This window comes from Streptomyces sp. NPDC002817, from assembly GCF_053592055.1.
In genome coordinates this window covers 109070-130861 of sequence record NZ_JBSFUY010000008.1, presented here as the reverse complement: position 1 = coordinate 130861, position 21792 = coordinate 109070, and the positions used below count along the sequence as shown (strand labels likewise).

At 69.5% G+C, this 21792-nt stretch carries 21 protein-coding genes; 10 read left to right on the top strand and 11 right to left on the bottom strand.

Features of this window, described 5'->3' with window-relative positions:
• Positions 1-178: 178 nt before the first annotated feature.
• Positions 179-1333 (top strand): right-handed parallel beta-helix repeat-containing protein, encoded by a 1155-nt coding sequence (locus ACWD3I_RS17850; protein ID WP_365403681.1) that lies wholly within the window; start codon positions 179-181, stop codon positions 1331-1333.
• A gap of 148 nt (positions 1334-1481) precedes the next feature.
• Here the strand turns inward: ACWD3I_RS17850 and ACWD3I_RS17845 are convergent, their stop codons facing one another.
• The 4 genes from ACWD3I_RS17845 to ACWD3I_RS17830 form a co-directional block, all read right to left on the bottom strand.
• Positions 1482-3164, bottom strand: a complete 1683-nt coding sequence (locus ACWD3I_RS17845; RefSeq protein ID WP_365403678.1) for a rhamnogalacturonan lyase B N-terminal domain-containing protein — start codon at positions 3162-3164, stop codon at positions 1482-1484.
• Between the two features lie 31 nt (positions 3165-3195).
• Positions 3196-4026 (bottom strand): pectate lyase, encoded by an 831-nt coding sequence (locus ACWD3I_RS17840; protein WP_365403675.1) that lies wholly within the window; start codon positions 4024-4026, stop codon positions 3196-3198.
• Positions 4027-4109: 83 nt separating this feature from the next.
• Positions 4110-4970, bottom strand: a complete 861-nt coding sequence (locus ACWD3I_RS17835) for a hypothetical protein (protein WP_365403672.1) — start codon at positions 4968-4970, stop codon at positions 4110-4112.
• On the bottom strand, positions 4967-5533 hold the full coding sequence (locus ACWD3I_RS17830; RefSeq protein ID WP_266828930.1) for a SigE family RNA polymerase sigma factor: 567 nt from the start codon (positions 5531-5533) through the stop codon (positions 4967-4969). The genes ACWD3I_RS17835 and ACWD3I_RS17830 overlap by 4 nt, the downstream gene beginning before the upstream one ends.
• Before the next feature lie 236 nt (positions 5534-5769).
• On the opposite strand from ACWD3I_RS17830, the gene ACWD3I_RS17825 reads away from it, so the two are divergent.
• Positions 5770-7227, top strand: a complete 1458-nt coding sequence (locus ACWD3I_RS17825) for an NCS2 family permease (protein ID WP_365403669.1) — start codon at positions 5770-5772, stop codon at positions 7225-7227.
• Between the two features lie 95 nt (positions 7228-7322).
• Here the strand turns inward: ACWD3I_RS17825 and ACWD3I_RS17820 are convergent, their stop codons facing one another.
• From ACWD3I_RS17820 to ACWD3I_RS17810, 3 genes are all read right to left on the bottom strand, one after another.
• Positions 7323-8774, bottom strand: coding sequence for a peptidoglycan D,D-transpeptidase FtsI family protein (locus ACWD3I_RS17820; RefSeq protein ID WP_365403666.1), 1452 nt, complete (start codon positions 8772-8774; stop codon positions 7323-7325).
• Between the two features lie 81 nt (positions 8775-8855).
• Positions 8856-9326 (bottom strand): GNAT family N-acetyltransferase, encoded by a 471-nt coding sequence (locus ACWD3I_RS17815; protein WP_365403663.1) that lies wholly within the window; start codon positions 9324-9326, stop codon positions 8856-8858.
• A 3-nt stretch (positions 9327-9329) separates the two neighbouring features.
• Positions 9330-10103 carry an IclR family transcriptional regulator gene (locus tag ACWD3I_RS17810; protein ID WP_327716337.1) on the bottom strand — a complete coding sequence of 258 codons (774 nt, stop codon included), beginning with the start codon at positions 10101-10103 and terminating at the stop codon, positions 9330-9332.
• A gap of 122 nt (positions 10104-10225) precedes the next feature.
• Here ACWD3I_RS17810 and ACWD3I_RS17805 point away from each other — a divergent pair, with 122 nt between their 5' ends.
• Positions 10226-11755: an aldehyde dehydrogenase (NADP(+)) gene (locus tag ACWD3I_RS17805; RefSeq protein ID WP_365403660.1), complete on the top strand. Its 1530-nt coding sequence runs from the start codon at positions 10226-10228 to the stop codon at positions 11753-11755.
• A gap of 105 nt (positions 11756-11860) precedes the next feature.
• Entirely contained in the window at positions 11861-12469 is a 609-nt protein-coding gene (locus ACWD3I_RS17800) for a DUF1349 domain-containing protein (protein ID WP_267016252.1), read from the top strand.
• Here the strand turns inward: ACWD3I_RS17800 and ACWD3I_RS17795 are convergent.
• Complete coding sequence (locus ACWD3I_RS17795) at positions 12429-13757, bottom strand: MFS transporter (RefSeq protein ID WP_365403657.1); 1329 nt, start codon at positions 13755-13757, stop codon at positions 12429-12431. The genes ACWD3I_RS17800 and ACWD3I_RS17795 overlap by 41 nt on opposite strands.
• Before the next feature lie 134 nt (positions 13758-13891).
• On the opposite strand from ACWD3I_RS17795, the gene ACWD3I_RS17790 reads away from it, so the two are divergent.
• From ACWD3I_RS17790 to ACWD3I_RS17765, 6 genes are all read left to right on the top strand, one after another.
• Positions 13892-14881: a GlxA family transcriptional regulator gene (locus ACWD3I_RS17790; protein ID WP_365403654.1), complete on the top strand. Its 990-nt coding sequence runs from the start codon at positions 13892-13894 to the stop codon at positions 14879-14881.
• Complete coding sequence (locus ACWD3I_RS17785) at positions 14878-15372, top strand: GNAT family N-acetyltransferase (RefSeq protein ID WP_365403651.1); 495 nt, start codon at positions 14878-14880, stop codon at positions 15370-15372. Before ACWD3I_RS17790 ends, ACWD3I_RS17785 begins: the two co-directional genes overlap by 4 nt.
• 75 nt (positions 15373-15447) lie before the next feature.
• Positions 15448-16167, top strand: coding sequence for a DsbA family oxidoreductase (locus ACWD3I_RS17780; RefSeq protein ID WP_365403648.1), 720 nt, complete (start codon positions 15448-15450; stop codon positions 16165-16167).
• A 97-nt stretch (positions 16168-16264) separates the two neighbouring features.
• Positions 16265-17317 (top strand): aminotransferase class V-fold PLP-dependent enzyme, encoded by a 1053-nt coding sequence (locus ACWD3I_RS17775; RefSeq protein ID WP_365403645.1) that lies wholly within the window; start codon positions 16265-16267, stop codon positions 17315-17317.
• Between the two features lie 86 nt (positions 17318-17403).
• On the top strand, positions 17404-18021 hold the full coding sequence (locus ACWD3I_RS17770) for an RNA polymerase sigma factor (RefSeq protein ID WP_365403642.1): 618 nt from the start codon (positions 17404-17406) through the stop codon (positions 18019-18021).
• Between the two features lie 34 nt (positions 18022-18055).
• Entirely contained in the window at positions 18056-19060 is a 1005-nt protein-coding gene (locus tag ACWD3I_RS17765) for a maleylpyruvate isomerase family mycothiol-dependent enzyme (RefSeq protein ID WP_365403638.1), read from the top strand.
• A gap of 85 nt (positions 19061-19145) precedes the next feature.
• Here ACWD3I_RS17765 and thpD read toward each other — a convergent pair whose 3' ends face one another.
• From thpD to ectB, 3 genes are read right to left on the bottom strand one after another with little or no spacing between them, the layout of a single operon-like run.
• Positions 19146-20033, bottom strand: a complete 888-nt coding sequence (thpD, locus tag ACWD3I_RS17760; RefSeq protein ID WP_365403635.1) for an ectoine hydroxylase — start codon at positions 20031-20033, stop codon at positions 19146-19148.
• A 4-nt stretch (positions 20034-20037) separates the two neighbouring features.
• Positions 20038-20442, bottom strand: coding sequence for an ectoine synthase (locus ACWD3I_RS17755; RefSeq protein ID WP_266894161.1), 405 nt, complete (start codon positions 20440-20442; stop codon positions 20038-20040).
• Between the two features lie 45 nt (positions 20443-20487).
• On the bottom strand, positions 20488-21759 hold the full coding sequence (ectB, locus tag ACWD3I_RS17750) for a diaminobutyrate--2-oxoglutarate transaminase (RefSeq protein ID WP_365403633.1): 1272 nt from the start codon (positions 21757-21759) through the stop codon (positions 20488-20490).
• Positions 21760-21792: the final 33 nt, after the last annotated feature.

The window sequence follows — 21792 nt, the reverse complement described above, 5'->3', positions numbered from 1 at the left end:
ATCGGTGGGGCGGGACGCGTCAATCGGTGTGCGGGGGATGGGCGATACCGAAACTTTCGATCGATCTTCACGGGACGCGGCAACCTTTTCCGGATGCGGCGGCGACCTGGATGCAGAAACGGGCCGGGGCGGCCCCTCCGGCCCGTTTCGTCTCCATCGCCTAGGAAAGGAACGCCCCGTGCGTCAGAGCACCGGACGCCACCGCAGGACCCGTACGCTCTCCGTCGCCGCGGCGGTGGCCGTCGCCGCGGGGGCGGGCGGCGTCTATCTCGGCCTGTCGAACGGCGGTGCCGAGGCCGCTTCGTCGACGGTCACCGTGTCCACGACCGCGCAGCTCGAAGCAGCCGTGAAGAGCGCCGCCGCGGGCACCGCCATCGAGCTCCGCGCCGGCACGTACTACCCGACGGCGACTCTCAAGTCGACCGCGAACGGCACGAGTTCGGCACGGATCACGCTCCAGGCGTACGGCAGCGAGAAGGTCAGGATCGACGGCTCCAAGCTGGCCGACGGGTCCTGGCTGGCCGGGATCTACGGCGACTACTGGACCGTGCAGAACCTGACCTTCCAGAACTCCCCGGCCCAGGGCTTCGTCGTGACCTCGTCCGTGGGCGGCGTCTTCAAGAACCTCGTCACCGCGAACAACGGCGACTCCGGGTTCACCCTGCGCGGCGACGGCACGACGAACAACCTCGTGCAGAACCTGGACAGCCACGGCAACTACGACCCGGCCGGACACGGGCAGAACGCCGACGGCATCGCGGTCAAGTTCGGCTCCGGCACCGGCAACAGGATCACCGGCGCCCGTCTCTACAACAACTCGGATGACGGTCTCGACCTCTGGCAGTTCTCCTCCCCGGTCACCATCGAGCACTCCTGGGCGTTCGGCAACGGCAAGAACCGCTGGAACGACTCGGCCTTCGAGGGCAACGGCAACGGCTACAAGCTGGGCGGCGGGGGTGTCACGGTCGCGCACGTCGTCAACAACAACGCGGCCTGGGACAACACGCTGAACGGGTTCACCGAGAACTCCAACCCGGGTGCGATCGTCCTGAACCGCAACACGGCGTACGCCAACGCCGAGGCGGGCTTCTACTTCGCCACGGGCAAGGCCCGCCTGGCGCGGAACCTGGCCGTGAGCAACAAGGGCGGGCTGTCCAAGCTGGGCTCGTCGACGGTGTCCGCCGCGAACAACTGGGACAGCGGGGTCTCGGCGCCGTCCTTCAAGTCGACGGACGCGACGACGGCGTACAGCGCGCGGAAGTCCGACGGGTCGCTTCCGGCCACGGCGTTCTTGACCACGGGTTCCACGACGATCGGTTCGACGATGAACTGACGGTTGTACGCGGGCTGCCGGCCGGCTGTGGCTGGTCGCGCAGTTCCCCGCGCCCCCAGGTAAGCGAACGCCCCGCAGGTCGTCACCTGCGGGGCGTTCTCTGTGCCGGCCGAGGGGGGCTCTGCCGGCTCTGCTGACCGAGGGGGGCTCAGGTCAGCAGGTCTATGCAGTCGAACGAGGTGCCGGCGCTGAGGTAGGCCGTACCCCCCGAACCACTGACGATGTTGAGCTTCAGAACGTTGTACTGCGAGGTGTCCGTCTTCCACGCACTACTAGGGACGTTGAAGGAGAACGAATGGTTGTTCCCCCGGTATGAACCTGTGGTGAGAGAGCGGGTGTCGGGTTGTGCGGGAGCCGTGGGGATGGCCGAGACCCAGTCGTTCACCGTCACCCGCGGGCGCCCGTTGGCGAAGGCGTCCGTCACCCCGACCCTCAGAGTATGCGCGGCCGCCGCTTGTGCCGCGGTCAACTTGAAGTAGATCAGGATGCCGTCATTGACGTCCTTCCACATGTACGCCGGGAAGGAAGCGGCCTCGCTGCCGCTGCCGATCGTCACATTGCCCGTCCACTTCGACGCGCGGGCGTCGGAGGGATGGGCGTACGTCATCAGCTTGGCGTTCTTGAACTCACCGGGCGTGCCGTCCCAGTCGCCGAGCCGCCACAGGGCCTTCGCGGTGGACGGGTCACCGGCGATGCTCAACGAGTTCAGAGACGTCGTACCGCCCGCCGTGACCTTCACCGACGCTGTGTGCACGGCGAGTTCGCCCTTGTGGACGGTCAGCGTGTACGTCCCCGGCAGCATCCCCTTGCAGGAGAACCCGCCCGTGCCCGCCGCGGCCCTCGCCCAGTACTGGGCGTCCGCGTTGGCGAAGCCCACGGTGTACTCGTACCTGGCGTCCATCCCCTTCAGCCCGACGCCCGCCACCTTGCCGCGGCCGGCCGCGCCGACCCAGCCGGTGATGCCGAGGCCGTCCACCCAGGAGGTGTCGAGCTTGGCGTGGAAGAGGGCCGACGAGGGCGTACCGCCGTCGGTGAAGGCCAGCACATAGGGGCCCTGCAGGCCGAAGCGCTGGGCCTCGGTCTGGGCCTGGTTGTAGTGCAGGATCTCGTAGAGCCCCGCGCCCAGGTCGTTGGAGTGGCGCAGCAGCGAGCGGTAGAAGGGACCGCCCGAGGCCTTCTCGTGGTTGGAGCGCACCAGATACAGACCGACCGAGCCGGTGGTGAAGCCGACGTGGTCGTAGTCGATGACACGCTTGCCCGAGTAGTGCTTGGAGTGGGTCGTGCCGTCGCCGCGCTTCCAGACGTCACCGGCCTCGATGACCTTGTCGGAGGCCTCGATCCAGGAGTCCGAGCCCTCGTTGGGGAACATCCCGGGCTTGAGGCGGACGAGGTAGCGGGTCGCGGTGAAGGAGGCGTCAGCCTTGTTCGTCCAGGCGTAGACGTTGTTCTGTCCGCTGCGGGCCGCGTACCACTGGGTGATCGCGCCGTGCGCGGCCTTCACCAGGATCGTCGAGCCCACCTGCTTGATCGTCACCGTGGAGGCGCCGAGGCCGGACTCGACGTGCGAGTGCCTGCCGCCGTAGCCCTCGTACTCCTTGCCCTTGTAGGCGAGGGACGTGATGTCGCCGGTCGACTTGGAGACCTTGAGGACGAGCGAGGCTCCGGTGTCGATGACGTAGTTCTTGCCGTCGTCCTGGTAGCCGAAGGTCGCGGCGGACGCCGACGACAGCAGGCCGGTGCCGCCCGCGACGGCGGCGCCGGTGGCGGCGACGCCGATCGCGGAGGCCCCGAGCACGCGTCGGCGCGTGAGGTGTCTCTTGTGCGTGCTCAAGGGGATGGCTCCGTCATGCTTGAAGGTTCACTCACTCGTACGAAATGTCAGAGGAGGAGAACCTGCAGAAGGTTCCGTCGGCACCGGTACCGATCTGGGTCGGTTCGGCGCCCGTGTTGTTGCCCTTGAAGCGGACACAGGTCTTGATCTTCTTGCTGCTGTCGCCGTGGATGCGGACCTTGCGCAGCGCGGCGGTGTCGCCGTAGTTCGTGTTGATGCCCACGATCGAGTTCATCGGCGCGGTGACGTCCACGTCGTTGAGGATGATCGTGCGCTTGTACTGCGTGGAGCAGTTGCCGCAGCTGCGCACCAGCTTGCCGGAGTTCTCGACCTGGAACTTGCTCACGACCAGCTTGCCCGCGCCGTTGAACTGGAGGACCTTGTCCGAGCCGTTCTTCGCGCCGCCGCCGTAGACCGTGTACACGGACGAGGAGGACTTGCCCTTGAAGGTCGCCGCGTCCTCGCCGACATCCGTCCACCACACGTTCTGCAGTGTGCAGCTGCCCAGGCAGTGGACGCCGTCCGCGGCCGGGGTGCCGATGATCACGTTCTTGAGGACGGCACCGTCCGCCAGTTGGAAGACCGGGTCCTGGCCCTCGTCCTGGCTGTCGCCGCCGAGAGCGCCGCTGCCGTAGAACTGCTTGTAGCCGCCGTTGTAGGTGCCCGTGACCTTGATGGTGCTGCTCACGGCCTGCTTGCCGGTGGCGGTCGGCCAGGAGGACGCGGCGCTCGCGGAGGACAGCATCGTCGTCGTGACGACCGCCGCACCCGTGATGCCGAGGGCCGAGACTCCGGCGATCACCGCCCGGCGCTTGGAGACCTGGCGGCGGTGGCGGACGCGCTGTTCAGCTCGTGCAGTCATGCCCGTTCCTTGCGTGGGAGAGGATCCTTACGGCTCCTGGTCGCCACGGGTGAAGGAAAGGGTTGCCGCCCCTGCGGATTTCTTTACGAATCTCCGTCGGAGGACGCGTCGTCGCCCGAGTGGGAGGCGAAGTCGCCCTTCACCGCGAGCTGTTCGCCGCCCGCGGTGCCGGTCGCGGTGTACCGGTCGTCCGCCGCGTCGCGGCCGCCGCGCTCATGGTCGTACTGCCCCGCGAACACCCACTCGCCCTTGGCGACCTTGTGGCCCTCCTTGAGCGTCCAGGTGTAGACGAGGAAGCCGTCCTTCTCCTCGGTCGTCAGCGTGAAGTCGTCCTCGGGGAGCGAGCGCCAGGCACCGGCCGAGGTGACACCGCCGGTCTGCGCGACCTTCAACCGCACGGTGAGCGCGGTCAGTTCCTCGGAGGTCTTCAGGGTGATGTTGCTCTGCGCCCAGAAGTCGTTGCTGTGCGGGTCGACCGAGCCGTCCGACCAGAGGGGGCCGTCCTCCTCGCCGGAGGCGGTGACCGGGGGCTGGGCGGTGGGGGTCGCGGAGGGCTGCTGCCGCGTGGGGGTGCTGCTGGGCCTGCTGGTCTCCTGGGCCTCGCCCGGCGACGGGTCGGCCGGTTCGATCGGCGCCCGGCTCGTCGCGTCCGGCGACGGCTCGGGGGTCGCCGTGGTCGCCACGGTCTGCTGCGGAGCGTCGTCCTTCACGGCCGATGCCACCGCGTAGCCGCCGACGCCGAGCACACACGCGACCGCGGCCGTGGCGCTGACCACCCGGACCCAGCCGAACACCGGCGGACGGGTCGCCCGGTGGTCCGAGCGTACCTCCTCGGCCATACCGCGCTCGATCCGCGCCAGGATGCGCGCGCGATCGGGCTCGTGCTGTCCGGCCGCCTCGTGCAGCCGGGCGCGCAGCTCGTCGTGCACGTCCTGCTGCCTCATCGGTTCCGTCCTCCGGTCTCGCCGCCGCGCGCCATCGCCGCGTGCACCTTCTGCGGTACGCCCTGGGAGCCGAGCAGCCGCTGCAGTTCCGCCATGCCCTTGGACGTCTGGGACTTAACCGTACCCACGGAAACACCGAGTGCGAGAGCGGTGTCCTTTTCCGACAGGTCGAACGCGTGCCGGAGGACCACGCACGCCCGTTTGCGGAACGGCAGCCTGCGCAGCGCCTCTTGGACGTCCACGACACCCGCTATGTCCGGGTTCTCCGTCTTCTCCTCGCGCTGCGACCAGAACAGGGCGATCCGCCGGCGCTCGCGGACCGCGCTGCGGATGCGGGTGCGGGCGAGATTGGCGACGACACCACGGGCGTACGCTGCCGGATGGTCGGCCGCGCGCACCCGGTCCCAGCGGTTCCAGAGCGCGAGCAGCGCGTCCGCCGCGAGATCGTCGGCGGCGTCCGACTCGCCGGTCAGCAGATGGGCGAGACGGGACAGTTCGGCGTAGTGACGCTCGAAGAAGGCATGGAACTCCACGGAGGCTGCGTCGTCGACGACCGTGCCCACGGGCGAGACCTCCCTGTGTCTGTCATGTGAATGACATGTGATCATCCGGAGGTGGCCCGGACGAGATCCGGAAGCGTAGCAGTGATCAACCTCGTGGCTCGTACAGGGCTTCGAACGCAGTCTGGCCCACCGGACCCCGATTCCGTAACACGTTGAAAACCTGAAACGTGTTCAACGCGGGAACAATCCAGCCAGCATCCGCGCACAGATCAATCAGGCAACAAGGAGCAACAGCCATGTCCGACACGCAGAAGGTGGCCGACCGGCCGAGTAGCCCGCCACCAGCGGCGAACGGCGTCGACCGGTACTTCAAGATCTCCGAGCGGGGATCCAGCTTCGCCCGCGAGATACGCGGCGGCTTCGCCACATTCTTCACGATGGCCTACATCCTTGTCCTGAATCCCATCATCCTGGGCAGCGCCAAGGACAAGTTCGGCGACACCCTCGACCCGGTCCAACTCACCACCGCCACCGCCCTGGTGGCCGCGGTGATGACGATCATCATGGGCGTCGGCGGCAACCTGCCGCTCGCGCTCGCCGCGGGCCTCGGATTGAATGCAGTCGTCGCCTTCCAGATCGCCCCGCTGATGAGCTGGGACGACGCGATGGGCCTTGTCGTCCTCGAGGGCCTGCTGATCTGCGTCCTGGTGGTGACCGGTCTGCGCGAGGCCGTCATGCACGCCATCCCGCAGCCGCTCAAGCAGGCGATCAGCGTCGGCATCGGTCTGTTCATCGCCTTCATCGGCTTCGTCGACGCCGGCTTCGTCAGCCGGATCCCCGACGCTGCGAACACCACCGTGCCGGTCCAGCTCGGCGGCACCGGCACCCTCTCCGGGTGGCCGATTCTGGTCTTCTGTCTCGGCGTGCTGCTGACGATCGGACTGCTCGCCCGCAAGGTCAAGGGCGCCATCCTGATCAGCATCGTGACCATGACGATCATCGCGATGATCATCAACTCGGCGGCCGACATCAAGAGCTGGGGTCTGACCACACCCGCGTGGCCCGACAAGCTCGTCGACACCCCGGACTTCGGGCTGATCGGTCACTTCAGCCTCTTCGGGGCGTTCAGCGCCGCCGACGTCGGTGTCATCACCGTCGTCCTGCTGATCTTCACCCTGATCCTGTCCGACTTCTTCGACACCATGGGCACGGTCGTCGGCATCAGCGCGGAGGCGGGCCTCCTCGACGAGGAGGGCAAGGTCCCGAACCTCGGCCGGGTGCTGCTCATCGACGGTGCGGCGGCGGTCGCGGGCGGCGCGGCGTCGTCGTCCTCCGCCACGTCGTACATCGAGTCGGCGGCGGGGGTCGGCGAGGGGTCGCGCACCGGCTTCTCGAACCTGATCACCGGTGGCCTCTTCGGCCTCGCCCTGTTCCTGGGCCCGCTGCTCACCATCGTCCCGCTCCAGGCGGCCGCCCCCGCCCTGGTCGCCGTCGGCTTCCTGATGATGACCCAGGTCAAGCACATCGACTGGGAGAAGTACGAGATCGCCATCCCGGCGTTCCTCACCATCGCCGTGATGCCGTTCACGTACTCGATCACCAACGGCATCGGCGCGGGCTTCGTCGCCTACGTCGTGATCAAGACGGTCCTCGGCAAGGCCAAGGAGATCCACTGGCTGCTGTGGGGCACCTCGGCGCTGTTCCTGATCTACTTCGCGATCGACCCGATCGAGCAGATCCTCGGCGCGAAGTGAGCTGACACCGGCAAGGGTGAAGGGCCGTCCTCAGGGGGGAGTAGGACGGCCCTTCGGCATGGGGACGGGGCCCTTGGGTTCTTCAGGTTCCTCGGCTAGCTCTTCAGCGCCGCCTGCATCATCGCCTTGGCCACCGGCGCCGCCAGTCCGTTGCCGCTGACCTCGGAGCGCTCCGCGTCGGACTGCTCCACCAGGACCGCGACGGCGACCTCCTTGCCGTCGGCCTTGCCGTACGAGGTGAACCAGGCGTACGGCGACTTGCTGTTGTTCTCGCCGCGCTGCGCGGTACCCGTCTTGCCGCCGACGGTCGCCCCGTCGATCTGCGCGTTGGTACCGGTGCCGTCCTTGACGACCGTCTGCATCGCGGACTGGAGCTGCTCGGCGGTCTCGGAGCTGACGACCTCGGTCGTCGACGCCTCGTCGTCGTAGTTCTCCAGCGCATCGCCGCCGCTGTCCGTGATCTGCGACACCATGTGCGGCGAGACCAGCTTGCCGCCGTTGGCGATGGCCGCGGACACCATGGCCATCTGCAGCGGCGTCGCGGTGACATCGAACTGGCCGATGCCGGTGAGGGCCGTCGACGAGTCGTCCATGTCCGAGGGGTAGACGCTGGTGTACGCCCGCACGGGTACGTCCTGCGACTCGTCGTTGAAGCCGAACTTCTCCGCCATCGCCCGCAGTTTGTCCTGGCCGAGGTTGAACGCCATCTTCGCGAACACGTTGTTGCAGGAGTACTGGAGCGCGGTGCGGATCGAGGCGTTCTCGCAGGGCGCCGACTTGTTCTCGTTCTCCAGCTTGGTGACCGTGCCGGGCAGTGTGTACGGGTCCGGGCTGTCGGTCTTCTCGTCCACCGACGAGTACAGACCGTCCTCCAGCGCGGCCGCCGCCACGACCAGCTTGAACGTCGAACCCGGTGCCACCGGCTGCCGCAGCGCGCGGTTGGTCAGCGGCTTGTCGGACTCCTTGTCCAGCTTCTCGTACGCGTCTCCGTACGTGTTGGCGTCGGCCAGTGCCGAAGGGTCGTACGACGGCGTCGACACGACGGCCAGGATCTTGCCGGTCGCCGGATCGACCGCGACGGCCGCGCCCTGCTTGTCGCCGAGCGCCTCATAGCCGGCCTTCTGTACATCCGGGTCGATCGTCGTGACCACGTTGCCCGGCTCGGCCCGCTGGTTGGTGACCGTGTCCATCACGGACTTCAGCCGGGTGTCCGTGCCGTTGAGGATGTCCTTGTAGACACCCTCCAGCTGGGTCGGATTGCCCGTCTGCGAGGCGAAGCCCGTCACCGCCGCGTAGAGCTCGCCGTTCTTGTACGTGCGCTTGTACGCGAGGTCTCCGCCCTTCGTCCGCGTGGAACCGGTGATCGACTCACCGGCCACGATGATGTTCCCGAGCGGCGACGAGTACGTCTCGATCGCATTCCGCCGGTTGTCGCTGTCGTCCGCGAGCGCCTGGCCGTCGTAGAACTGCACCCAGGTCGCCCGCACCAGCAGAGCGAACACCAGCAGCAGCGCGAAGACCGATGCGCGCCTGATCGTCTTGTTCATTCCGCTCAGGTAGACGAGCAGAGCACCGCGAATCGTTCCCGCGCGTCCGCGTTTCTCATGGGACGTTCATGCGCGGCGCCGTCAGACGCCCAGCGTCAGGACGACCTCGTCGATCTCCTCGCCGCGGGCGTTCGCGTACCCCCGCGCATGGGCCGACAGCCGGAAACCGCACTTCTCCAGCACGCGCCGGGAACCGGCGTTGTCGGCGGCGGCGCGGGCGTACAGCGGGCGCTCGGGTACCTGGGTCACCAGCTCGCGCAGGGCCGCCGTGGCGATGCCCTGCCCCCAGTACGCGCGGTCGATCCAGTACGTCACCTCGCGCTCGTTCGGTTCGCCGTACACCGAAGCGCTGCCCACCACGTCCCCGTCCGCCAGGACCGTGCGATGCACGGCGTCGGAGGCCCGGATGCGTTTCCAGTGGGCGTCGAATGCGTCCCGGTCGGTCGGGTCCTTCGAGGTGAAGGCCGCCATGTGCAGGGCTTCGGGATCATTCATCTGCCGGAAGAACACCGGAAGATCGCTGTCGTGGACCTCTCGGAGCGTGATCTGCATGCCTCAGAGCCTACGGGTGGCCAGTGTCAGCCGGTCCCGCGCGTCGAACAACGCGTCCTTCACCATCTGTTCGTGCGCCGGCGTGAGCCGGGCCACCGGCACCGAGCAGCTGATCGCGTCCCGCGCCGGGGTCCGGTAGGGGATCGCCACGCCGAAGCAGCGCAGCCCCAGCGTGTTCTCCTCGCGGTCCACGGCGAAGCCCTGCTCCCGCACCAGGTGCAGTTCCTCGATGAGCTTCTCCCGGTCGGTGATGGTGTTCTCGGTCAGCGCCGGAAGTGTCTCCGGGAGCATCTTGCGGACCTGCTCGTCGGTGTAGGTGCTGAGCAGCGCCTTGCCGAGGGAGGTGGAGTGGGCCGGCAGCCGACGGCCGACCCTGGTGAAGGGGCGCAGATAGTGCTGCGACTGCCGGGTGGCCAGGTAGACGACGTTCGTCCCGTCCAGACGCGCCAGGTGGATGGTCTCGGTCGTGTCGTCCGACAGCCGGTCCAGTGTCGGACGCGCCGCCGCGACCACCTCGTCGCCGTCGATGTACGACGTGCCGACCAGCAGCGCCCGTACCCCGATGCCGTACCGCGTGCCCGTCGCGTCCGTCTCCACCCAGCCCAGCTCCACCAGCGTGCGCAGCAGCATGTAGAGGCTGGACTTGGGATAACCGACGGCCTCCTGGACCGCCGCGAGGGAGTGCATGCCGGGGCGTCCGGCGAAGTATTCGAGCAGTTCAACCGTCCGTACCGCGGACTTGACCTGCGCCCCGCCGCCCGTCTCGCCTGCCGACATCGCCCTTGACCCCTTCGTTGGACGGGAAATAGTCTCCAACAGCATATTCACCATCAGGGACAGCGTTCAGTATATCGAACGACCCTGGTGGATGACCTAGGAACTGTGTGGAGGGACCTGCGGTGGCAGCAGCACCAGTCTGGAGTGTCGACCCCCGAACCGGGAAGCAGCGTGAGCAGGTTGCCGTGGAGGCTACCGCCCAGGAGGTGGACGCCACCGTCCGGGCCGCGCACGACGCCCGCGGCGCTCTCGCCGACCGGACGGTTCGCGCCGCGTTCCTGCGTACCGCCGCCGACAAGCTGCAGACCGCCAAGGACCAGCTCGTCGAGGCGGCCGACGCCGAGACCGCGCTCGGCCCGGTCCGGCTCACCGGCGAACTCGCCCGCACCAGCTACCAGCTGCGGGCCTTCGCCGACATCGTCGACGAAGGAGCCTTCCTCGACGTCGTGATCAACCACCCCGACGACACCGCGACCCCGCCGATCCCGGACCTGCGCCGCTACAAGGTGCCGCTCGGCGTCGTCGCCGTCTACTCGGCCTCCAACTTCCCCTTCGCCTTCTCCGTCGCCGGCGGTGACACCGCGAGCGCGCTGGCGGCCGGCAACCCGGTCGTCGTCAAGGCACACCCCGACCACCCGGGCCTGTCCGAGCTGGTCGCGGCCGTCCTGCGCCGGGCCGCATCCGAGCACGGCATCCCCGAGAGCGTGCTCGGTCTCGTGCACGGCTTCGAGGCGGGCATCGAGCTGATCAAGCACCCGCTGGTCGCCGCCGCCGGCTTCACCGGGTCCATCCGTGGCGGGCGGGCCCTCTTCGACGCGGCAGCCGCCCGTCCGGTCCCGATCCCCTTCCACGGCGAGCTGGGCTCCCTGAACCCCGTCGTCGTCACCGAGGCCGCGGCCGCCGAGCGCGCCGAGGCCATCGGTACGGGGCTCGCGGGCTCCATGACGCTGGGCGTCGGCCAGTTCTGTGTGAAGCCGGGCCTGGTGCTGGTGCCGTCGGGCGCCGCCGGTGACGGTCTGATCAAGTCCCTCACGGACGCCGTCAGCGACACCGACGCGGGCGTGCTGCTCGACCACCGGATGCGGGACAACTTCATCGCCGGGGTCGCCGAGCGCGCCGAACTGGCCGACGTGGAGACGCCGGTCACGCCGGGCTCGGGCGGTGACCACACGGTGAGCGCGGGCTTCCTGACGGTGCCGGCGGACAGGCTGGCCGCCGAGGGCGAGCACGATCTGCTCCTGGAGGAGTGCTTCGGCCCGGTGACGGTCGTGGCGCGCTACGACGACGACGCGCAGGCGCGGGCCGTGCTGTCGCGTCTGCCGGGCAACCTCACCGCGACGGTTCATCTGTCGACCGAGGAGACCGAGGGCAAGGGGCGTGGCACGGAGATCCTGGCGGAGCTGACGCCGCTGGCGGGCCGTGTGCTCGTCAATGGCTGGCCGACGGGGGTCGCCGTGGCGGCGGCTCAGCATCACGGCGGTCCGTACCCGGCCACGACGTCGACGTCCACTTCTGTGGGCGGTACGGCTATCGAGCGGTGGATGCGGCCGGTCGTGTACCAGACGACTCCGGAGGCTCTGCTGCCGGTGGAGTTGCGGGACGACAACCCGTTGGGGCTGCCGCGTCGGTTCAACGGGCAGCTGGAGCGATAGCGCCGTAGGGGTGCGGGGCTGTGTGGCGGCTGCGGGTTCGTTGCGGCCTGTCGCGCAGTTCCCAGCGCCCCTAGGTGGGGACACTCACCCTGGGACAATCAGTCGATGGACATCTCGCTTTCCGAACTGCCCTTTCCCCTCCGTACCTACGGACCCGACGGGCACTGGTCCTACGAGGACGGTGTGCTCACCGGGTGGGCCGGGCCCCGGCAGGACCGGTTCGTGCCGCCCACGGCCGAAGGGCTCGATCCCGCCTCCGACGCGCCGCGGCTGCTCGGTGCGCCCGAAGGGGACTTTCAGCTCATCGCGCGGGTCACCGTGGGGTTCAACGCGTCCTTCGACGCCGGTGTGCTCTACGTCCATGTCGGCGACCGGGCCTGGGCCAAGCTCTGTCTGGAGTACTCCCCGGACGTGGCCACCATCTGCACGGTGGTCACCCGGGGACACTCCGACGACGCCAACTCCTTCACCGTGGACGGCAGTTCGGTCTGGCTCAGAGTGAGCCGCACCGGCCGCGCCTTCGCCTTCCACGCCTCCCGGGACGGCGAACGCTGGATATTCGTCCGGCTGTTCACCCTCGACGACGAGAAGAAGAGCGACGCCGCCCTCGTCGGCTTCATGACACAGTCCCCGATGGGCGAGGGCTGCGTCGTGACGTACGACCACCTGGAGTTCAGGCCCGACTGGCCGAAGGACCTGAGAGACGGAAGCTGAACAGCCACGTCACCGCGAACAGGGCCGCGCCGATCCCGAGACTCTCCCGCATCCCCTCGACGAACCCGTGGGAGACCAGCGTCCCGAACACGGCGATGCCCAGCCCTCCGGCCGTCTGGCGGGCGGAGTTGAGGACGCCGGCCGCCAGGCCGGCTCGCTCCGCCGGTACCGCCTCCATCATCAGGGACGTCAGTGGTGGCACCGTCAGCGCGCAGCCGACGGACAGGGGGATGAGCAAGGCCGCCACCAGGGCCGCGGGGGTCTCCTCGTCGACGCACACGAGCAGCAGCAGGAGACCGGCCGTCGCCAGGCCCTGGCCGATGAGGATCGGCACCCTCGGCCCGTAGCGCCCCGCCAGCCTTCCCGCGGACACGTTCGACGCCGCGATCAGCCCCGACATCGGCAGGAACAGCAGCCCGGCGTACAGCGCCGAATGCCCCTGGACCTGCTGGAAGAAGAGGGAGAAGACGAACACCACCCCGTAGAAGGCCACACTGCACGCCACCCCCGCCGCGACCGCCACGGAGACGGCCCGGGTACGGAACAGACCCGGCGGGACCACCGGATGCGCCTGTCGCGCCTCGACCCGCACGAAGAGAACGCCCGACACCACGGCCACCGCCAGCGCCACCAGCCCGGTCGCCCCGCCCTCGATCACCGCGAACGTCAGCGCCGTCAGGGCCACGATCGCCGTCAGCTGTCCGGGCAGGTCGAGAGGGGCCGGACGCCGCTCCGACCGAGGGGCCCGCACCAGCAACGTCAGCGCCACAGCCCCCAGCGGCAGGTTGATGAAGAAGATGCCCCGCCAGTCCCAGGCCGTCGTCAGCGCACCGCCCGCCACCGGCCCCAGGGCGACGGCCACCGAACCGCCCGCGGCCCACGTGGCCACGGCACGCGCCCGGCGCGCGGCATCGGGATACGCCTGCCGTACCAGGGCCAGCGACGCCGGAAGCACCACGGCCGCCCCGACACCCTGCACGGCCCGGGCGCCGATCAGCACCGCCAGGTTCGGTGCCAGCCCGCAGGCCGCCGAGGCGAGGGTGAAGAGCAGGATCCCGATGGCGTACGCCCGGCTCGCCCCGGCCCGGTCCGCGAAGGCGCCGGTGGACAGCATGAGCGCGGCGAAGGCGAGGGTGTAGGCGTCCACCACCCACTGCAGGCCCGCCATCTCACCACCGAGCGCCGAGCCGATGGCCGGGAGGGCCACGTTCACCACGGACGCGTCGAGGGTGATCAGCGCGAAGCCGAGAAGGGCGGCGACCAGCGTGGTGGTGGGAGAGGTCCTCATGGACTGCGACTCCCCGGAAGAAGCGGTGAGTTGATGATTCTTGGCCAAGTGATTGCCGGACATGCCCCTCATGCTGCGGATCTTCACCGCCGTACAGTAGTGGCCTGAATGCCATACATCCGGAGGTTCTGGCCATGCCCCGCGCCCCGCACCGCGTCGTCGTCATCGCGCCGACCCCGGTCTCGATGTTCAACCTGGCCATCCCCGAGCTGCTGTTCGAGAAGGTCGAGGTGGACGGCGGCCAGGGCTACGAGGTCGTCGTCTGCACCCCGGACCCGGGCCCCGTCGCCACCACCGGCGGCCTCGCCCTCCACGTCGACCGGGGTCTGGACGCGGTCGGGGGCGCCGACACGGTGGTGGTGGCCGGGACGGGCCACCGCTACGCCCCCGACCCGCGCACCATCCACGCCGTGCGCGAGGCGGCGGCGGCCGGCAAGCGCGTGACCTCCATCTGCAGCGGCGCATTCGTACTGGCCGAGGCGGGCCTCCTGGACGGCCGCAGCGCCACCACGTACTGGCAACTGGCGGACGAACTGCGCGACCGCTACCCGTCCCTGGACCTCCAGGGCGACGTCCTGTACGTACAGGACGGCCAGATCCTCACCTCCTCCGGCTACGCGGCCGGCATCGACATGTGCCTGCACATGATCCGCACGGACTACGGCGCCGCGGTCGCCAACGAGGTGGCCCGCCTCTCCCTGGTGGCCCCCGTACGGCCGGGCGGCCAGAGCCAGTTCACCCAGACCCCGCTGCCCCCCGAACGCGGCACCGCCTGCGCCGACACCCGGGGCTGGGCCATGCGCAACCTCGACAGGCCCCTCACCCTCACCGACCTCGCCCGCCACGCAGGCGTCTCGGTACGCACCCTCACCCGCCGCTTCCACGCGGAGAGCGGCGTCAGCCCCCTCCAGTGGCTCCTGCACCAGCGCGTCGAGCGCGCGAAGGAACTCCTGGAAACGACCACCCTCCCCATGGACCAGGTGGCCCGTTCCTGCGGCCTCGGCACCGCCGACTCGCTCCGCGCCCATCTGGTCCGCCGCACCGGTCTGACACCGAGCGCCTACCGGGCCCAGTACAGCCGCCTGGGAACCGGGCCGACCGAGGTCACGTCCTCCGTTGCATGATCCATGACAGGGCCGTAGGAGCCCGAGTGATCCGGACCGCCGTACCCGCCGAGGCGGAGGCCGTCACCGCCCTCCACGCCCGCGCCCGGGCCACGTACTACCCCGACGGCGTCCCGGACGACGGCACCGACTGGCTCGCCGCCTGGCAGGGCGCCATCGCCCGGCCGGACGGCCATGTCCTGTGCCTGGTGGACGACGGGCGCATCGTGGGGCTCGCCTCCTTCCGTACCTCCGAGGGAGCCCCGGCGGAAACGGTCAAGCTCTTCCAGTTCCACGTCGACCCCGACCGGTGGCGCTCCGGCGTCGGCACCGCCCTGCACACGGCCTGCGTCGAGCAGTGGCAGGCCGACGGCAAGCGGAGCGCCGTGCTGGAGGTGCATGTCGACAACGCGCGGGCGCGGGCCTTCTACGCACGTCAGGGCTGGGCCCCGCACCCCGTCGAACCGGGGCAGCACCATCTGCGCATGACCCTCCTGCTGACCGGGGAATGAACCCCACTCCTTGAACGTTCACCCATTAACCGGAGGCCGTCTCCGTACCCGTGCGACCTGGAAAGAGCCGAAGACATGCGCGTCGAGATCTGGAGCGACATCGCCTGCCCCTGGTGTTACGTGGGCAAGGCCCGCTTCGAGAAGGCGCTCGAGGCCTTCCCGCACCGTGACCAGGTCGAGGTGGTCCACCGCTCCTTCGAGCTGGACCCGGGACGCGACAAGACCGACATCGGACCCGTCGTCCCGATGATCGCGAAGAAGTACGGCATCAGCGAGACCCAGGCCCAGGACGCCGAGGACAACCTCGGCACCCAGGCGGCCGCCGAGGGTCTGGCGTACCGCACCCGCGACCGCGACCACGGCAACACCTTCGACATGCACCGCCTGCTCCACCTCGCCAAGGCGCGGGGCAGGCAGGACGAGCTCATCCAGATCTTCTACAAGGCCAACTTCGCCGAGGAGCGCTCCGTCTTCGCCGAGGGCGGGGAGCGGCTCGTGGAGCTGGCCGTCGCCGCGGGCCTGGACGCCGAAGACGCCCGCAAGGTCCTCGCGGACCCCACTGCCTACGCCGACGACGTCCGCGCCGACGAGCGCGAGGCCGCCGAACTCGGTGCGAACGGCGTGCCGTTCTTCGTCCTCGACCGCAAGTACGGCGTCTCCGGCGCCCAGCCCGCCGAGGTCTTCGCCCAGGCGCTGACCCAGGCCTGGGGCGAGCGCCCGCCGCTGACGCTGATCGAGGACAACGGCGCGGAGGCCTGCGGCCCCGACGGATGCGCGGTACCGCAGCAGCACTGAGACGGCGCAGGTCGGGACGGACCCATAAGGGTTCCTTAGGGGAACCACGTAAAAATCCGCAATGGACTCATGCTTCGAGCGGCTTCACAGTGGATCCATGGAGACCTTCGAGAGCCTCGTCCGTACCGAGTTCGCCCCGAAGAACACCTTTCTGAACACCGCGTCCAGCGGTCTGCTCCCCGCCCGCACCGTGACCGCCCTGACGGAGGCCACGAGGATCCGGGCCGAGGGCAGGCCGCTGGACCCGCTGTTCGAGGACGTGGAGACGGCCCGCGCGACCTTCGCCCGCCTGGCGGCGGTGCCGACGCACCGGGTGGCGGCCGGTGCCTCCGTCTCCACCTACTCCGGCCTGGTCGCGGCCTCGCTTCCGGCGGGCGCCGAAGTCCTCACCGCGGAGGACGACTTCACGTCCGTCGTGAACCCCTTCCACGCCCGGGGCGACCTCAAGGTCCGCATCGTCCCCCTGGAGCGGCTCGCCGAGTCGGTCCGCCCGGAGACCGCCCTCGTCGCGGTCAGCGCCGCCCAGTCCGCCGACGGCCGCATCGCGGATCTGCCCGCGCTGCGCAAGGCCGCCCGGGCGCACGGGGCCCGGACCTACGTCGACTTCTCGCAGGCCGCCGGATGGCTGGCCATGGACGCGACCGAGCACGACTACACCGTCTCCACCGGCTTCAAATGGCTGCTCGGCCCGCACGGCGCCGCCTTCCTGGTGGTCCCGGAGGACTTCGGCGCCCTCACTCCTCTGCTGGCCGGCTGGGTCGCGGGTGAGATCCCCTGGAACAGCTGCTACGGCCCGATCGCCGAACTCGCCCACTCCGCCCGCCGGTTCGACATCAGCCCCGCCCTGTTCACCTATGCCGGCCTGCGCGCCTCCCTCTCCCTGATCGAGGAACTCGGCGTGGCCGCCATCCACGCCCACGACCTGGCCCTGGCCGACCGCTTCCGCGCGGGCCTCGCCACCCTCGGCCACGAACCCGTGCCGGCCCCCGGTTCGGCGATCGTCTCCGTCCCCGGACTCGGCGCGAAACAGCCCGCGTTGAGCGCGGCGGGCATCGAGGTCTCCGACCGCGCGGGCAATCTGCGCGCCGCCTTCCATCTCTACAACACCACCGCGGACGTCGACCGCCTCCTGGACGCCCTGTCCATCTGACCTACGGCGCGCGAACCATTGGCCATGGCCTGTTGTTGCGAACCGCTGGCGCGGGCCCGGCGAGAACGCTAGGAAAGGCACCAGGGGTGGTGGTGCCGGTGGAACACGCGGGCGATACGTCCGTGCGGCCTCCCGTCGACACGGAGCTGCACAGGCGGCTGGTGTACGGCGACGAGTCCGCGCTGACCGAGGCGTACGAGGCGTACGGCGGCCTGGTGCTGCGGATCGCCGTGCGGGTCACCCGGAGCCCGGGCGCCGCCGAGGACGTGGCGCAGGAGGTCTTCGCCCACCTGTGGAGCAGGCCGTACGCCTTCGACGCGGGCCGCGGCACCCTGCGCACCTGGCTCTCCATGCTCGCCCACCGGCGGGCCGTGGACTGGGTGCGCAGCGAGGCCCGGCACCGCAAGGCCGCCGGCGCCGACGACTCCGCGCTCCAGGCCATCCCCGAGCCCGGTCCCGGCCCCGACGAGACGGTCGTCGACCGGGAACGCTGCCTCCTGCTTCACTCGGCCCTCGCCGAACTCCCGCAGCACCAGCGGGAGGTGGTGCACCTGGCCTACTTCGCGGGCCGCACCTACCGGCAGGCCGCGGTCGAACTCGGCATCCCCGAGGGGACGGCCAAGACACGGTTGCGCACAGCGTTACGTACCTTGGCCGAGTCTTTGGCGGACCCACCCGATCCCGCGCTCGAAAGAGGCGCATGATGGCAGGAGACCTCGCGCGAAAGGGGGGCGTCCGGTGACCACCGAACACGACGGCGTACGCGACCTGCTGGCCGCCTGGGCCTTCGGAGCCCTGGACCCCGCCGACCGCAGAACGGTCCCGCTGCATCTGGCCGAGTGCGAGAGCTGCGCGGCGGAGGCGGAGCGGCTGCGGGAGACGGTACGACTTCTCGACGGCTCCGCGGCGAACGGCCCGGGTCGCCGCCCGGCCGCCGACATCCTCTCCGGCGCCCTGCGCACCCGCCCCGCCGCACCCCGGGTCGCGGCGCACGCCGCCCCCTACGCCGCGGCGGTGGCAGGACTCAAGGCGCTGCTGCCCGAGATCGAGGGCCGCTGGTCCACCCCCGTCGTGCACGACTGGGACGTGCACGCGACCGTCGCCCATCTCCTCGCCGCCGACGAGCACCTGGCGCGGCTGCTCGGCCTGGACACCCGTCTGCCGCTCTCCCGGATCCCGCACGACACCCACTGGGGCAAGGCCTGGAACGAGCGGACCGCCGAGGTCATCGCCCACGAGTACGGCCGTACACCCGAGGAGACCGTCGCCGACTGGGCGGCACAGGCGGGCGAACTGCTCACCGCGCCCGAGGCCCTCGATCCCGAACCGGCCGCCCGTGCGGTGATGTTGATGGGGGTACGGCTGCCGGTCGCCGACCACTACGTGGTGCGCGCCTTCGAGGCGTGGATCCACACCGACGACATCGGCCGCGCCCTCGGACTCGCCGTCCCGCCGCCGCCCGAGGCGCACCTGTGGCAGCTGGTCCACCTGGCCGTCCGCATCCTCGGCCTGGCCCTGGGCCGGGACGCCGAGCCGGTGCTGTTCTCGGTCACCGGCGGCGAACGATGGGTACTGGGCTCGCTGGACGAGCCCGTACGGGCCGAACTCACCCTGGATCCGGTCGACTTCTGCCTGCTGGTGGGCGGCCGCTACACCCCCGACGAGGTACCCCGCGGCACCTCGGGCGACGAGGACGCCGCACAGAACGTACTGGACCAGGCGTCCCGACTGGCCTGGCTCTGAGCGGTCTCGGCAGACCCGTCGACGCCCCGACCGTAAGACGTTCTACGGCGGGGGGCGTCGAAAGGCTGCACGGACTGCCAGGTGCTCAGCGGACGGGAGTGAAGTCCCGCGCGCCGATGAACTCGGGCCGGCGTATCGGTGCCGCGAACGGCTCCACGGCCGCGTTCTCCACACTGTTGAACACGATGAAGACATTGCTGCGCGGGAACGGCGTGATGTTGTCGCCGGACCCGTGCATGCAGTTGCAGTCGAACCAGGTCGCCGAACCGGCCTTGCCGGTGAACAGCTTGATGCCGTACTCACCGGCCATCGCGGTCAGCGCCTCGTCCGAGGGCGTGCCCGCGTCCTGCATCTGCAGCGACTGCTTGTAGTTGTCCTTCGGCGTGGCCCCCGCACAGCCGAGGAACGTACGGTGCGAGCCCGGCATGATCATGAGGCCGCCGTTGGTGTCGTAGTTCTCCGTGAGGGCGATGGAGACGGACACCGTCCGCATGTTCGGCAGCCCGTCCTCGGCGTGCCAGGTCTCGAAGTCCGAGTGCCAGTAGAAGCCGGACGCGCCGAACCCGGGCTTGACGTTGATCCGCGACTGGTGGACGTACACGTCCGAGCCGAGGATCTGCCGGGCCCGTCCGACGACGCGCTCGTCCCGCACCAGGCGCGCGAACACCTCGCTGATCCGGTGCACCTCGAAGACGGACCGGATCTCCTTGGACTTCGGCTCGATGATCGACCGCTCGTCCGCGCGGATCGCGGGATCGGTGACGATCCGCTCCAACTCCTGCCGGTAGACGGCCACTTCGTCGTCGCCGACGATCTGCTCGACGGCGAGGAAGCCGTCGCGCTCGAACGACTCCAGCTCACCCGTGCCGATCGGTCCCGGCGCTCCGGGCGCCGACCAGACGACCGGATCCTTGCGCGGGAGGGCCACCTCGGTGGCGCCGCGGCTGGGGTAGAGATCGGTGACGGTGGTCATGCGGTCACACCTCCTCGGGTTCGGTGAGCAGCGGGTAGACGCCGTTGTCGTCGTGGTCCTCCCGGCCGGTCACGGGCGGGTTGAACACACAGATGCAGCGGAAGTCCTCCTTGACCCGCAGCGTGTGCCGCTCGTGCCCGTCCAGGAGGTACATGGTCCCGGGCGTGATCGAGTGGGTCAGCCCGCTCTCGTGGTCGGTCAGCTCGGCCTCGCCCTCGACGCAGACGACGGCCTCGATGTGGTTCGCGTACCACATCGACGTCTCCGTACCCGCGTACAGGATCGTCTCGTGCAGCGAGAAGCCGACGCGCTCCTTGGCGAGGACGATGCGTTTGCTCTCCCAGGTGCCGGACGCGGCCCTCACATGGCGGTCGGTGCCTTCGATGTCCTTGAACGAACGGACGATCACGGTGCTGCGATGCCTCCTATGTAGACGGTTTGTACAGACGGTGGTTCAGACGGTTTCCCGTACGGAGCGGGCCAGGGCGCTGAGTCCCTCGTCCAGCTCCTCGGGGGTGATCGTGAGCGCCGGAAGCAGCTTCACGACCTCGCTCTCCGGACCCGACGTCTCGATGAGCAGCCCGAGCTCGAAGGCCCGGTGCGCCACCCGCCCGGCGCGCTCCTTGTCGTGGAACTCCAGGCCCCACACCAGCCCGCGCCCCCGGTACTCCTTCACATCGGCGAGGTTCTCCTCGGTGATGGAGATGAGGGCCTGCTCGATCTGCTCACCGCGCTTGCGGGTCTGCTTCTCCATCGCGGAACCGTCCGCCCAGTACGTCTCCAGGGCGGCGGTGGCGGTGACGAAGGCGGGGTTGTTGCCGCGGAAGGTGCCGTTGTGCTCGCCCGGCTCCCAGATGTCCAGCTCCGGCTTGAACAGGCAGAGGGACATGGGAAGGCCGTAGCCGCTGATCGACTTGGACACGGTGACGATGTCGGGCGTGATGCCGGCCTCCTCGAACGAGAAGAAGGCCCCCGTACGTCCGCATCCCATCTGGATGTCGTCGACGATGAGCAGCATGTCCTGCCGCTCGCACAGCTCGGCGAGCGCCTGCAGCCACTCCTTGCGGGCCACGTTGATGCCGCCCTCGCCCTGCACGGTCTCGACGATCACGGCGGCCGGTTTGTTGAGTCCGGAGCCCTGGTCCTCCAGGAGTCGCTCGAACCACAGGAAGTCCTCGACCGCGCCGTCGAAGTAGTTGTCGAACGGCATCGGTGTGCCGTGCACGAGCGGGATGCCGGCGCCGGCCCGCTTGAAGGCGTTGCCCGTGACGGCGAGCGACCCGAGGGACATCCCGTGGAAGGCGTTGGTGAACGAGACGATGGCCTCGCGCCCCTTGACCTTCCGTGCGAGCTTGAGCGCGGACTCGACGGCGTTGGTGCCGGTCGGGCCGGGGAACATGACCTTGTACGGCAGATCGCGCGGCCGCAGGACGACGTCCTGGAAGGTCTGCAGGAAGGCCCGCTTCGCGGTGGTGGACATGTCGAGCCCGTGCGTGACGCCGTCCCGCTCCAGGTAGTCGATCAACGCCCGTTTCAGGACGGGGTTGTTGTGCCCGTAGTTCAGGGATCCGGCGCCCGCGAAGAAGTCCAGGTACTCGTGGCCGTCCTCGTCGTACATGCGGCTGCCCTGCGCGCGGTCGAAGACGGTGGGCCAGCCGCGGCAGTAGCTGCGCACCTCGGACTCGAGGGTCTCGAAGACACTGAGGTCGGGCTGGGTGATGGTCACGAAGAATCGCTCCTCGATGCGTGGGGGAGTGCG

What these genes read in the sequence shown, in the direction of transcription:
- ACWD3I_RS17800 (WP_267016252.1), top strand. Translation starts at nt 11,861, where the DNA reads ATGGACATCTCGCTTTCCGAACTGCCCTTTCCCCTCCGTACCTACGGA.
- thpD (WP_365403635.1), bottom strand. Translation starts at nt 20,033, where the DNA reads ATGACCACCGTCACCGATCTCTACCCCAGCCGCGGCGCCACCGAGGTG.
- ACWD3I_RS17780 (WP_365403648.1), top strand. Translation starts at nt 15,448, where the DNA reads ATGCGCGTCGAGATCTGGAGCGACATCGCCTGCCCCTGGTGTTACGTG.
- ACWD3I_RS17790 (WP_365403654.1), top strand. Translation starts at nt 13,892, where the DNA reads ATGCCCCGCGCCCCGCACCGCGTCGTCGTCATCGCGCCGACCCCGGTC.
- ACWD3I_RS17785 (WP_365403651.1), top strand. Translation starts at nt 14,878, where the DNA reads ATGATCCATGACAGGGCCGTAGGAGCCCGAGTGATCCGGACCGCCGTA.
- ACWD3I_RS17815 (WP_365403663.1), bottom strand. Translation starts at nt 9,326, where the DNA reads ATGCAGATCACGCTCCGAGAGGTCCACGACAGCGATCTTCCGGTGTTC.
- ACWD3I_RS17835 (WP_365403672.1), bottom strand. Translation starts at nt 4,970, where the DNA reads ATGAGGCAGCAGGACGTGCACGACGAGCTGCGCGCCCGGCTGCACGAG.
- ACWD3I_RS17840 (WP_365403675.1), bottom strand. Translation starts at nt 4,026, where the DNA reads ATGACTGCACGAGCTGAACAGCGCGTCCGCCACCGCCGCCAGGTCTCC.
- ACWD3I_RS17820 (WP_365403666.1), bottom strand. Translation starts at nt 8,774, where the DNA reads ATGAACAAGACGATCAGGCGCGCATCGGTCTTCGCGCTGCTGCTGGTG.
- ACWD3I_RS17825 (WP_365403669.1), top strand. Translation starts at nt 5,770, where the DNA reads ATGTCCGACACGCAGAAGGTGGCCGACCGGCCGAGTAGCCCGCCACCA.
- ACWD3I_RS17810 (WP_327716337.1), bottom strand. Translation starts at nt 10,103, where the DNA reads ATGTCGGCAGGCGAGACGGGCGGCGGGGCGCAGGTCAAGTCCGCGGTA.
- ACWD3I_RS17775 (WP_365403645.1), top strand. Translation starts at nt 16,265, where the DNA reads ATGGAGACCTTCGAGAGCCTCGTCCGTACCGAGTTCGCCCCGAAGAAC.
- ACWD3I_RS17795 (WP_365403657.1), bottom strand. Translation starts at nt 13,757, where the DNA reads ATGAGGACCTCTCCCACCACCACGCTGGTCGCCGCCCTTCTCGGCTTC.